Annotated in this window: 9 protein-coding genes and 1 pseudogene; 4 read left to right on the top strand and 6 right to left on the bottom strand. The window is 66.8% G+C overall.

Annotated elements, in window-relative coordinates:
- Positions 1 to 21: 21 nt before the first annotated feature.
- Positions 22 to 180: a hypothetical protein gene (locus HD593_RS60200; protein ID WP_221524664.1), complete on the top strand. Its 159-nt coding sequence runs from the start codon at positions 22 to 24 to the stop codon at positions 178 to 180.
- 1,079 nt (positions 181 to 1,259) lie between these two features.
- On the opposite strand, the pseudogene HD593_RS65025 reads toward HD593_RS60200, so the two are convergent.
- Together HD593_RS65025 and HD593_RS08820 are read right to left on the bottom strand one after the other, a co-directional pair.
- Positions 1,260 to 1,394: pseudogene (locus tag HD593_RS65025) on the bottom strand (hypothetical protein); the annotation flags it as partial.
- Positions 1,395 to 1,446: 52 nt separating this feature from the next.
- Positions 1,447 to 1,731 (bottom strand): hypothetical protein, encoded by a 285-nt coding sequence (locus HD593_RS08820; protein ID WP_185101698.1) that lies wholly within the window; start codon positions 1,729 to 1,731, stop codon positions 1,447 to 1,449.
- A 491-nt stretch (positions 1,732 to 2,222) separates the two neighbouring features.
- Between HD593_RS08820 and HD593_RS08815 the strand changes: the two genes are divergently transcribed.
- Positions 2,223 to 4,736: an ABC transporter permease gene (locus tag HD593_RS08815; RefSeq protein ID WP_185101697.1), complete on the top strand. Its 2,514-nt coding sequence runs from the start codon at positions 2,223 to 2,225 to the stop codon at positions 4,734 to 4,736.
- Between the two features lie 86 nt (positions 4,737 to 4,822).
- Complete coding sequence (locus tag HD593_RS08810; protein ID WP_312903402.1) at positions 4,823 to 5,485, top strand: ABC transporter ATP-binding protein; 663 nt, start codon at positions 4,823 to 4,825, stop codon at positions 5,483 to 5,485.
- Positions 5,486 to 5,511: 26 nt separating this feature from the next.
- Here HD593_RS08810 and HD593_RS08805 read toward each other — a convergent pair whose 3' ends face one another.
- The 4 genes from HD593_RS08805 to HD593_RS08790 form a co-directional block, all read right to left on the bottom strand.
- Entirely contained in the window at positions 5,512 to 6,180 is a 669-nt protein-coding gene (locus HD593_RS08805; protein ID WP_185101695.1) for a response regulator, read from the bottom strand.
- Complete coding sequence (locus HD593_RS08800; protein ID WP_185101694.1) at positions 6,177 to 7,268, bottom strand: sensor histidine kinase; 1,092 nt, start codon at positions 7,266 to 7,268, stop codon at positions 6,177 to 6,179. Before HD593_RS08800 ends, HD593_RS08805 begins: the two co-directional genes overlap by 4 nt.
- 275 nt (positions 7,269 to 7,543) lie before the next feature.
- Entirely contained in the window at positions 7,544 to 8,671 is a 1,128-nt protein-coding gene (locus HD593_RS08795) for an FAD-dependent monooxygenase (RefSeq protein WP_185101693.1), read from the bottom strand.
- A gap of 988 nt (positions 8,672 to 9,659) precedes the next feature.
- Positions 9,660 to 10,274: an HAD family hydrolase gene (locus tag HD593_RS08790; RefSeq protein WP_185101692.1), complete on the bottom strand. Its 615-nt coding sequence runs from the start codon at positions 10,272 to 10,274 to the stop codon at positions 9,660 to 9,662.
- A 1,637-nt stretch (positions 10,275 to 11,911) separates the two neighbouring features.
- Between HD593_RS08790 and HD593_RS08785 the strand changes: the two genes are divergently transcribed.
- A complete protein-coding gene (locus HD593_RS08785; RefSeq protein ID WP_185101691.1) occupies positions 11,912 to 12,814 on the top strand; it encodes an endonuclease/exonuclease/phosphatase family protein in 903 nt (300 codons plus the stop codon).
- Positions 12,815 to 12,898 lie beyond the last annotated feature (84 nt).

Raw genomic sequence — 12,898 nt, 5'->3', positions numbered from 1 at the left:
GCATTCCACGGTCCGCGCGACGTGGACCTCGCCGGCGAGAGCGTGACCATCAGCGTCACGAACGCCTTCGCCGCGCTGCGGTTGCTCCCCATGAGTGATCGGGACAAGGACGTGGAGATTCTCGTCTTGCGTCATCAGACCACCGTCTTGAACGCCAACTCGGCGCTGACACCAGAGTAAGATTCGCGCCCGAGGACAGGCCCTTCTCGCCGCGCCCTTGACCTCACTGCCGCGCGAGGTCCTGCGCCAGCTGCGGCTCCTCGTCCGTCGGGACACCCTCCTACGCTGGTAACGCGACCCGACGAAACGTCGTCACGCCCATGCATGTCAGCCGAAGCGGCCCGGGCGCCCACCCACGGTCTGCCCCATCAGCGCCTTCATTGTGCGCCTGGTTCGGGAGAACCCCGGCTGGGGCTACCGGCGAATCCACGGCGAGCTCACCACACTCGGCATCAAGGTCTCGCCGTCCACCGTCTGCGAGATCCTCAAACAGGCAGGCCTCGGCCCGGCACCCGAGCGGCGTTCACCACCTGGGCCGACTTCCTGCGCTCGCAAGCCGACGCCCTGCTGGCCTGCGACTTCATCGAGACCGTCACTTCCAGCGGACAACGCCAGTACATCCTGACCATCATCGAACACGCCACCAGACGCATCCGCGTGCTCGGCACCACCGCTCACCCCACCGGGGATTGGGCCACCCAGGCGATCAAACCTGGTGATGGACCTGGACGATGAAGGCTGCCGAGCGCGCTTCCTGCTCCGAGACAGGGGACGGAAGTTCCCGGCCCTCATGGAGGAGGTCCTCGCCGAGACCGCATCACGACGGTGCTCACCGGCATTCGGAGGCCGCAGACGAACTCCATCATGGAGCGATGGGCGCAGACCTGCCGCCACGAACTTCTCATACGCCGACCAGACCGGCTCGGCGGCATCCTCCATGAATACTCACACGCCGCTTGACCAGCATGGATGGAATTGTCGGCAGGCTCACAGTCGGCGTGCTTGACGTCCGGTGCGTGCCCGTCAGCGGCCGCATCGGCCCTCTCGGCCCCCCTCTTCGGTGGAGCCCGCTGGGGTGCCCCAGGTTGAGTGGAGGTGGATTACCGATTCTTGTGCCGCTTGATGAGAGGAAAGTGGCATGGGACCACGGCGCTAACCGCCGGAGTTACGGCGCAAGGTGGGGCCGACCCAGGTCTGCCACTTGACCAACTGGGTATCGGAGTCCCACCACCAGTGCGACGGCCAGTGCTGCGCGCCGACTACGAACACGCGGAGCTGGCCGCGGTGCCTGAACGACGTCGGGCCCCCCGCACGGTCCCCACCCAGATTTCCGGCCGGATGCCAGGCCCCTTGGTCCACCACATGTGGTGCAGTCCGCCGTCGGTTCCCACGGCCCAGACATGCTGCTAGTCGCCGAAGACCACCACGACCGGGTGGCCGGCCAGGTCAGCTGCCGGCGGGGAATTCGTACTGGAGTCCCACCAGGTATGACGACCAGCCGTCTGGCGCGCGGACGAAGGCGTGTTGCTGGCCCGGCGTGATGATGGCCGCGGGCTCGTCGGCCACACTGTCAGCGGGCGGCCAGGTCTTCTGAATCAACCCGCCGCGGCCCTCGACGTAGCCTGCCGCGATGCCGCAGGGCGGGTTGCTGTGGATCTTGACATTGCGGTCGTTGGCGTGGGTGAGTCGATGCTCCAGTTCGGCGCGGTTGTGGCCGGTGGCTTGCGACAACTAGAAGGCGACGGTGTCGCGGGCGTCGTGCGGGCGCCGGACGCCGAATCTGAGGCCGGGGCGGACAACTGAGCCACGTCGAGCCGAGAATCACAAAGCGTTGGTCCACCTGCGCATGTCTCCCTTCCCTGTTCGCGGACGACCTCACCGTCCATGGGGTGCCCGATAGCGGCCGAGGCCAGTTTCGAGGTGACTATGCACCAATCGGACGCCGCTACGCGGACATGAGTGGCGCGGTACGCAGGACTTTCGGGGTCCACCGGCCTGTCTTGACCGCGGTCAGTGCCGACCTCCACGACAGTCGGTGGCTGCTGGAGAACGAGGTGATCGCCGTGTGCCGATGGTGATTTCTGAAGGAGGGACCACCGTCCTCCCCAGCACGCAAATGGGGCCCTAGGTCCCTCGCGATGATCCTCCCCGCGATCGAAGAACCAGATCATGACGAGCGGCACGCTGGGATGCATGGATCGACGAGCTGGAGGTGGCGAGAGATGACGTGGTTGGCGTGGCGGACGCTGCGATGGCATCCGGGGAGCCTGATCGGCACGCTGATCACGCTGGTCGTCGCGGCGACCGCGGTCGGCTCTCTGTGGTTCGTCGTCGACGCCACGGACCGGCAGGAGGTCCCCGTGGAGCGGTACGCGGGTGTCCCGCTGGTGGTCGGCACGACCGGAGGGGCGATCTCACCCGGTCTGGTGGCGGCCGTGAAGGCGCTCCCCGAGGTGGCGGCGACGGTGCCCGAGCACAGCTTCCCCGCCGGCCTGTCCGCTCGCGGGACTCCGGTGCGGGTGCCCGGGGACCAGAACCCATGGCCGTGGGGACATGGCTGGTCGAGCGCCAGGCTGACGCCGTTCCAGCTCCGCGACGGGCGGCCGCCGCGGGCCCGCGGCGAGGTGGTCGTCGACGCGCGCCTGGCCGCTGCCGCACAGATGGGGATCGGGGACCGGGTCGAGATCACTGTGGCGGGAACCATCCGTCCCCACAAAGTGGTCGGCGTGGCGGCGGCCGGCACGGCCTGGCGTTATCAGTCGGCGCTGTTCTTCGCCGACGGCCACGTCGCGGAGCTGATCGGAGGCCGGCGCGGCGCCGACGCGCTCGGGGTTCACCCCCGGCCGGGCGTCGGCACGGAAGCGCTGCGGGTGGCCGTGGCGAAGGCAGTGGAGCCGTACAACACGCCTGGCCTGCGGGTCATCAGCGTCGCCGTGGGCGCGGGCCGCGGCGAGCAGGAGAACAACATCCTGTCCCCTGAGGGTTTCAACACCATGTGGTTCTCGGTGTGGATCACGGCCCTGGTCTCGACGGGCATGATCGCCGCTGCCATGGGCATGTCGATCCGGCGCCGCGGCACGGAGATCGCCGTTTTGCGAGCCATCGGCGCCCGCCCCGGGCAGATCCGCCGCATGCTGCTCGCGGAGGGAATGCTGCTCTCCGTCGTGGCCTGTGCCGTAGCGATCCCGCTCGGCATGCTCCTCGCGCCGGTCGTCGCGGTCCGCTTCCGCGACTTCGGCGCCGTGAGCGTGGCGTTCGAGGTCGGGTACCGCCCGGCGCCCGGGTTGTGGACGCTCGCATTCACCCTCGCCATGGCTCTGACGGCGAACCTGATCTCGGTACGGCGCGCGCTGCGCATCCGGCCGGGCGACGCGCTGGGCGAGACCCCGGCGCAGGGCCGACGACTCGGCATGGGACGGCTGCTGACCGGCCTGGCGCTGCTGGCAGGGGCCGGGGCCTTGTCCGCAGCACTGCTGTGGGAGGTGATCCCGCCGGAGGCACCTAGCCTGACGCTCCTCCAGGTCGTCACGGTGTGCCTGGCTGTGGCGGCGGTCGGGCTGCTCGCGCCGTGGGTTGTGCTGGTCGCGGGCAAGCTGGTGCGGCCCGGGATCACCCACGCGTCACGGGTGGGTGGCTACCTCGCGGTCGCCAGCGTGGTCTTCAACCACCGCAGGTACGCCGGCGCTGTGGCGTCACTGACGCTCGGCGTGACACTGGTCGGCGTGGTCGCGGGCACACAGCTCTTCTACAACTGGAGAAGGGCCTCGGACGCCGTCAGGGACCTCCGCGCCGACCACGTGCTGCGACCCGCCGCCGGCGCCAGCGCGCTGTCGGAAGAACTGCGACGCCGCATCCTGGCACACGACGGCACGTCCGCCGCAGTCGGAATCGGCTCGATACCGGCGGCTGTGTCAGTGGAGGGCCGACCGCTCGCTCCGAACCCGCCGCCCTTCTCCGCCACCATGTTCACCGGCGACATCACCCAGGCCCTCGATTTGTCGATACGCGGCCGGCCGCCCCGCGACCTGGGCGAAGGCGAGATCGCCATCGACGACTCGCTGGCAGCTCGTTATGGGGCCGGGCTCGGGTCGCGCCTGCGGATCCGCTTCCCCGGAGTGGCCGAGGGCTCTTCCTACACGGTGACCACTATCTACACTTCTGCTCCCGAAGTGAAGTCGATGCTGTTGCCCGCCAAGGCCATCTCCGCCACCCATCTGACGTCGGAGCTGCACGAGCTGATCTACGTGCGGGGCGCCGACCCCAGCGAGATCGTGGACGCCCGTTCGGCCGTCGAGTCCTTCACCAAGCAGGAGTACATGTGGCGCAGGAGCCAGGAGCATGCCGCGCAGAACCGCTTCATGCCCTACGTCTCCGTGCTGGTCGCGCTGTTCTGCCTGGTGGCCGCGGTCAACAGTCTGTGCCTGACGCTCGTGGACCGCAGGCGGGAGTTCACCGGCATGCGCCACCTCGGCATGCGGCGGGGCCAGGTGATGAGGATGGTCTGCTGGGAGAGCGCGCTCACCGTCGTGCCCGTCCTTGTGCTGTCCCTGGCCACGACCGCTTGGATGGCGCTCGTGCACGCCGTGAGCGAGCCCGGCGGACTGGCCGGGACGTTGTCCTTCATCCCCTTTGACTGGCTTGCCGCGCTCGGCGGCGGCGCGCTCCTGGCCGCCCTGGCGGGGTCGCTGCTGGTCGTCCGCGTCGCCATGAGAAACGAGAGGCAGGGTTTGGCATGAACGGGACACATTCTGGCGTGAGCGGCCTGGAGCCCGCGGTGCGCTTGGACTGCGTCGGCAAGGTATATGGCGCGGGGCCTTCGGCGGTGACCGCTCTGCGCGAAGTCAGCCATGCCTTCGCGCGCGGCTCGTTCACGGCGGTGATGGGGCCGTCCGGCTCGGGCAAGACCACGTTGCTGCAGTGTGCCGCCGGGCTCACCCGGCCCACCTCGGGCTCGGTCCATGTGGGCGGCGCCGACCTCACGACGTTGACCGGGGCCGAGCTGTCCGAGCTGCACGGGCAGCGGATCGGGTTCGTCTTCCAGGCGTTCAATCTGCTGCCCGCGCTCACCGCGAGGGAGAATATCGAGCTTCCGCTGCGGCTGGCCAGGACGAAGGCGGCTCCCGGCTGGGTGGAGGAACTGGTGAACCGGACGGGTGTCGCCGATCATGCGCACCGGCGGCCACACGAACTGTCAGGCGGGCAGCAGCAACGGGTGGCCATCTGCCGCGCGCTCGTGGCGGGGCCTGAGGTGGTCTTCGCCGACGAGCCGACGGGCAATCTCGACACCAGATCAGGACGGGAGGTCCTGGACCTGCTGCGGCTCGTGGTCGACGTCCTGGGGCAGACGGTCATCATGGTCACCCATGACCCGGCCGTCGCCTCGCGCGCCGACAGGGTTCTCGTCCTAAGTGACGGGCGGCTGGTGGACGTCATGGAGGCACCGACGACCGAGGAGGTCGTCGCCGGCATCGCGAACCGGGGCTGACCGCGCCCGGCCGGGCCGGCGTGGGCTCAGCGTAGGTGATCGCCAGGAATCACGAGCCCGGCCTCATAGGCGACGATCACCGCCTGGGCCCGGTCCCGTAACTCCAGCTTGGCGAACACGTCGGTGACGCGGTTCTTCACCGTCGAGACCGCGAGCCCGGTCTCGGCGGCGATCTCATGGTTGGACAGCCCGCGGGCGATGAGCTCGAGCACCTGCCGCTCCCGGTCGCTGAGCCCGGCCAGCTCCGTGGGCACCGGGACCGCCCGCGTCCGGGTGGGCCGGACAAACGTACCGATCAGGCCTAGCAGCAGCCGGGGCGCCACCGTCGCCTCGCCCCGGTGGACGATCCTGATGCCGTCGATCAGCTCCTCCGGCGAGACGTCCTTGGGCAGGAACCCCGACGCGCCCGCCCGCAGTGCCGCCACCACGTGCTCCTCCAGGTCGAACGTGCTCAACGCCAGCACCTTCGTGCTCGGCAGCTCGGTGACGATGCGCCTCGTGGCCGCTACCCCGTCCATGCCCGGCAGGTGCAGGTCCATCAGCACCACGTCCGGCCGCAGGACATGGGACTGCCGCACCGCGTCCAGCCCGTCGGCAGCCTCCCCCACGGTCATCAGCCCGGGCCCGGTGTCGAGCAGCAGGCGCAGTCCAGCCCGGACCACGGCGTGGTCGTCCACGAGCAGTACTTTGATCACATCTTCTCCGTCAGCGGAAGGCGAGCATGTACCACGAATCCTCCCTCGGGCGCAGGCCCCGCACGCAGCTCTCCTCCGCACAACGACACCCGTTCGGCCATCCCTGCCAGCCCGAGCCCCAGACCGCCGCCGCCCGGACGCGGCCGCCCGTCGTCGGTGACCTCAACCTCCAAAAGGCCGGGCAGGTAGGCCAGCCGGACCGTGGAGCGGGCACCCGCCGCGTGCTTGCGGGTGTTCGTGAGCGCCTCTTGGACGAGGCGATAGACCGTGTGGTCCACGGCCGTCGGCAGCTCGACAGCGGCCCCTGAAATCTCCAGCACCGCGTCGCCGGACTCCTCGACCAACGCTGGCAGCCCGGGCGCCCCGGCACCCGCCTGGCTCTCGATCGGCTCGCCGTCGGTACGCAGCACGTCCAGCAGGTGGCGCAATTCCGTCATCGCCTGGCGGGCCGTGTCCTCGCCGGTGAGCAGAGCCTGCCGGGCCCGCTCCGGATCGGCGGGGATTGTCCTCCTGGCCACGCCCATGTACAGGTTCACCACGCTGACATGATGGGCGATCACGTCGTGCAGCTCGCGAGCGAGGCGGCGACGCTCGGCACGCACCGCGTTCTCCGCCGCCTGCTGCTCCCTGCGCTGGCCCAGCTCCTTGCGCAGGCGCACGACGTGCCCTGCCGCCACGGGCAGGGCGGGCGGCAGCGAGAGACCTAGCGTCATCGAGACGTCGTACTCCCAGCTCAACCTGTGGACGAGGGCACCAACGACGACGGCGGCCGTGGCTACAGCGGTCGAGGGCAGCACGGCGGTGTGCCGGCCCACGGAGTAGAGTGCGATGAGCATGGCGCTGACTGGCGCGTCGGGCACTGGCATCTGGTAGGCAATCACGTACAGGGCACCGACGAGCACCGCCACGACCACCGGATGGCGTCGTCGCAGCAGCATGAGGCCCGCCGCGGCGACCGTCGTCAGCACAGGTCCGGTGCCTGGCCACTGGATGAACGGGCCGAGCTCCGCCACCAGTACCACAACCGCCAGCCCGGCATCGCCAGCCCAAGCGCGGGTCATCCACCCACGCAAGATCGACAACTTCACGCCACCAGGGCACCACACCCGTGCCTACCACGCAAACGCCTGTTGCGCCGCCGGAGTGAAGGATGCAGACGACCCGCCATGACCATCGCCGAGCGCATGGCCGGATTCCTGCGCCGCAACGCAGTCGCGACGTCGAGGGTGACCGTGCCGACGAGACACACGCGGGCGGGGAACCTCGCTTGGGCGACCTTCCGAGGATGGCCGAACTCCACCAGAGGCACGCGCCGCCGACAACACGGTGATCGCTAGCCTCACGAAGCTGCAGTTGGGGCACATCACAGGGAAGGTGGCGACCAGTCCACCCAACGCGCGGTCTGACGGCGCCACAGTGAACGTGGCAGTAGCCGGGCTGCAGAAGTCATGGCCCAGAAGTTCGCCTGCGTCAGCTTGGCTTGACGTTGCGCCGCTTGGGCGATGGTCTGTGTGCGTGGACGTCGCTCCTGGTCGTACCGCTCTAACGCCGAATCGAGATCGTGTTCGGTCGCCAGCGCTGATGCGAGAACGACCGCATCTTCGATGGCTTGGCAGGCGCCTTGCCCTAGGTCGGGAGACTGAGCGTGGGCGGCATCGCCGAGCAGCACCACCCGCCCGCTTACATAGGTCTCCAGGGGTGCGAGAGTCGTGATGTCATGATGCAACACCGCGCTGGGTGCGGTGACGGCCAAAATACCGGGGATCGGGTCGTGCCAGTGGCCCACGCGGCGTCGGACCTCGCCCAACTCGTCGTCGTAACGGATCCCTTGCCTTTCGACCGCGGCCGTGAGGAACCAGTAGAGGCGGCCGTTGGGTAGTGGTAGCAAGCCGAATTGCTGATCCCGTGCCAACGTGATGGCTTCCTCGGCTGGTTCGAGAATGCCGTCGGTGACGGCACGCCAGGTCGAACGGCCATCGAAGCACGCCTTCGTGGTTTCGGGCCATAGCTGCTGTCGGACCGTGGAATGCACACCGTCGGCAGCCACGACCAGCTCGGCCTCCTTCTGCCGGATACCGTCGTGAGTCCGGTACATCACGTCGACGCCGCCTGTGGCTTGCTTGACTTCTGTGACGGTGGCGTTGGTGCGCACACAGTCGGCGGGCAGCGCGTCAAGCAGCGTTCGGTGCAGGTCGGCGCGGTGCACCATCAGTACAGGGATGTCATCGGGGTGCCGGTGCCGCAGCCACTGCCCGGACGGGCGACGCAGTCCACCGCGTGACACGGCGGAGACTCCGGCTGCTCGGACCGCCTCTCCGACGCCAAGCTCGTCCAACGCACGTAGCGCATTCGGCCACAGAGACAAGCCCGCACCGACCTCGCCGAGAGTGGTGGCCTTTTCAATAACGCTTACCGAACGACCAATCCGCCTGAGTCCTATGGCTGCGGTAAGGCCGCCGATCCCCGCCCCCACGATCAAGATTTCGGGCATTTGCTTCTCCGTTCCTTCTGAAGGGCTCATGACGATGCTGGGGGCATGTCAGACGCGGCGTGCGGTACACAACATGGTCACGTTTTACACGAACCGCTCAAGGCCGGCCAACCAAGATCACGCCCTGCAAGACCATGATGGGAATGGGGAAAGCGTGGCGGGTGACGAGCAGAAGGAGGCTGAACCCCGTGCTCGCACAAGTTCCCTTGCGTCACAGGTACGGTTTCTAGGTTGCCATTTGGAACACTAGCCGCCGACCAGCGAGTTTGCCAGCATATTGATCGGACAAGAACCCCGCTTTTTCAGCTCGGCGCATTGGCCTTAATTGAGGGACAATCGGCCCTACTTCCGGCTGTGCACCTTCTCCGACACCCCTCCGCATGCAGGATATGCCGCCCGCGACGCGCCCGTTCTGGCCCGGATGTGTACCGAGTTGCCGGAGCGGGACACGCGCTCGATACAGATGCCGGCCAGGTGAGGCAGGAAGACGTCCAGCAGCTCCGAGACGATCACCAAAATGATCAACAAGCCACGAGCCGGATCCGCGGAAGATCACGGAATATGTGCCAGAACCCATTTTCAGACGTCGTTGACACCCACCTGGTCGGGGCGGACGGGGTGCACAGCACCATCCTGTCAGCGATCGGCTTGTCCTTCCCCACCGAGTCGATTCTCGCATCGGCACTCCGCCCCTTGCGGGTTCTGCCCGCTTGGGATCCTCCCTCTCGCCGCCGGTCTACCAGGCCGACTCCGGCATCGGGGTGGTTCGCTCTCGATCGCTTCCTGCCCCACACCTGTCACGATCACAGCCGCGCGTTGTCCGCAGCGCTAACCACGACCGGCACGTAGCCGGCGCCGACTGCCGTGGATTGGAACCTTGCCCTGCAAGGGCGATCCCGGTGGTCCTACCTCCATCTCTCGCACAGCACTGCTTCCAAGGGTCTACATCGACGCCTACTTCAGCGTTCGTGGCGCACGACATGTGATTTCAGGCTGAGACGAGCCCAATGACGTCTCGTGGGTGCTGGGCCGTCAAGTCCGAGCATGCGCGGACGGTGCCGACAAGGCTCCAGGACGCGTGAATGCCTCGTGCTCCTGCTCGGCGGGCGCAGTGGAGGTCTACCTCTGCGTCGCCGACATAGACGGCAGCGGTCGCCTCTACTCCGAGTAAGCGGCAGGCGAGTTCCAGTCCCTCGGGCGAGGGTTTGGGGTGGCTAACTTCGTCGCCGCACACCACTACCGAAAACAGCCCTTTCAGGCCTGCGTTGGCGAGCATGAGTGTGGCGGCACGCCTGGTTGCGCTGGTGAAGACTCCGAGTGGATGTCCGGCCCGGCTCAGAGCACCGAGCAGGTCGACCACACCGGGGAAGGCATGGACGTTTGCGGCCGCAACATCCAGATGACGATAAAAGCACTCCAGGTCCTCAGCCGAAGCCGAGCGGCCGAGGAAATGGGCCAGTACCGCTGGCGTCGGGCCGAGGTTCCAGGCGGCCACTACATCCTGGGGTGAGATGACGGGGCCGTCGAGTGCGCCAATCGTGTCCGCGTATGCGGTGGGTACAGACATCATCGTGTCAACCAGAGTGCCGTCGAGATCGAACACGACGGCAGCCGCGCGCACGCGTGACGCCCCGCTCACCCGCGTTCTCCGATCCGGTTGCGCGGTCCCTTCTGTGCGCGCCGACCGCCGAGCACAGAAGGGGGACTGAAGGACAGAAACCGCAACTTCCCTGTGAAGACGCTGGTTCTCTGGTCCAGCGTGTTCGAGGCGGTCTCATTGCTGAAACTTGGGTTGCCGGCCGGGCCCAGGAAGGGGTTTATGGGCTTGTGCTGTGTCGGTTGGTGCATCGAATACTCTGCCTTCCAGGTACTGGCTGGTCAGTGGCGATGGCGGCCGAGATCATGCTCAGCCAGTGCGTGGCGACAGGCTGGGTCTGCTGGGCTGGAGTAGAGTCATGATTGTGTCGATCTTCATCTGCCGTCACAGCTGGTCGAGCAGGTAGACGCCGCCGTAGACGGCCGAGCCGACGAAGGTCAACTCCGCACCCGAGGCGAGGACGGTAGCGCGGTAGATCTAACCTTGGTACCCGGAGTTGTGCAGGACCTTCGTCTCACCAGTGAATTTCCGCCGTTTCTGCCAGGCCAGACTGTACTGACCTGCGGCTTCAGATCCGAATATGGCCTTCGATCACGAATTGACCGCTGAACGTGGGCACGAGCACATGCGCCCGCCTCCTTCTCTACGCCTTCTCGGGAATGCCATCGAACGCCTTAACCTACCCCGCAGCGTAGTTGTTCGCAACATATACGTCGAGGTAACAATTGCGGCCGAGTTCGATGTGGGCATTGCCGGGACGCTACCTGGGCGCTCGGCGCAGCCAGTATGGCTATACTCCGCGCCGTTGAGCCCACCAGGAAACCAGCCTTTGTTTTACGAATCATGACGCCATCCCTTCGATGCCCAATACCTCGTTACGCGACTGTCTCCGATTGGGTTTTTGATTTTTGTGGACACCCACTTCCCCGCAGACGCTCCGAATTCTAGTAAGCGGACCACGAGATGGCCAGGTCGAGAACCCCACGCTTTCGGACAAGCGCCTTCACCAGGGCGATTTCGGGGAACAAGGTCTGACCAAAAGCGAGGACTTCCATGCCTTGCATCCGATTTAATTCAAGTGCACGCTCAAGCTATATTGAGCAATCACTCGGCCCGAACTCACCTCGATTCTTCAGCGAGCTGTGCCGCCAGGCCAGGACGAATGCTTGGGCCCAGCGCCAGTTGCGTTCGATGCGCAACGAAGTGGCGGACGTGAGCGGGCATGACAGACACCAAGGCAACACCGAGCAGGTAGGCGGCTCGAACAGCCCATCGTTGCCGGACGCGCCGACTCCGGCACCGCCGCGCCACGTTGGGCGCGAACGAGCCCTGCCCGGTGACGGCCGTAGCGGAGATGAGTCTCGGGAGATGAGCAGCACCAGAGGAGCAATTCCGTGACCGGCGTCAGCCGACGGCACCGTAGCGGTCACCAGGCTCGCCAGTGCGACGCCCGACTTAGCGGACAGCACCAAGGACAGCGAAGCCGCACCCCCCGTCCTATCAGGTGGGGTCTTTGTCCAGTATCTGCCTGGTGCTAAGAAATTTCCTTCGGCAGGATCGCTGAGAGCTGATCAGGAAGAAGGGGGACAGCCCTCATGCGGATCTTCACTGTGGCGGGCTTCAGGCGCCTGTTGTGGACGGTGATGGCGCTCCTCATCACCACCGCTGCGCTGCCGGCGGCTCCCACGTCGGCAGCCTCCGCGGCCGCGACGTACAAGATCTGGCATTGGAACATGGCCGGGCATCATTCGCACCTGGGCTCGACTACGAACGGAATCATTCAGGCGATCGCCGGATCGATCAGCTACCGCAATCCGGACTTCGTGTCGATCAACGAGATCTGTCGCAACCAGTACGGCGCCGTAATCGACGCCTTGCAGGGCATGGGCTGGCCGCAGAATCTCACGAACTTCGCCCGCTATGAGCCGATGACGGCGGCGGGCGACCCCGGCTACTGCGCCGGGCACGGCATCGGCATCGCGATCTTCAGCCGTTTCGCGCTGGGCGGCACACTACGGCAGACTCTGCGTTACGACGGGTCGGGCAAGCAGCGCAAACTCCTCTGCGCGCCCGTCGCCGCGCAGCCCAGGATCAGGTTTTGCACCACCCATCTGACGACCGTCGCCGCCTACAAGTTCGCTCAGCTGGGCCAGGTGCACAGCGTCCTGGAGTCCTACCGCTCCAGGGGTGACATCCCGATCATCGCGGGCGACTTCAACGTGCAGCCGGACTCACCGCTGCTGAACACCTGGTACGACCCCTCGGTCAACAACGACGCCAACCATGGCAACATCGGCCGCTATCACGAGCTCGACGACCGCGAGGCCATGTGCCCCGGCTGGGGCGAGCAGACCACCGAGAGTAATAAGCTCGGAGCCTGCGGCCAGTCGGGCAAGGTCGATCTCCTCTTCGTTCCCGCCGAGCGGCTGACCAGCTACAGCGCCGACGCCCATCCGATCGGGCACGTCTGCGGCCGCAACCGCGACAAGCCCTGTTCCGACCACCGCATCGTCGACGCCACCGCCTCGGTCACGACCGGGGCGTGAGAGGCGACCTCGCTGAGCAACCTCAGGCACATCTCCTTGGTTCGTCATGCCCGAAATCCGTTGGGCACCACTGAAACAGAAAGG

It is taken from the genome of Nonomuraea rubra, assembly GCF_014207985.1.
Classification (GTDB): Bacteria; Actinomycetota; Actinomycetes; order Streptosporangiales; family Streptosporangiaceae; genus Nonomuraea; species Nonomuraea rubra.
Note: the sequence above shows the minus strand (reverse complement) of the source record. Positions and strands in the feature narration are given on the sequence as shown.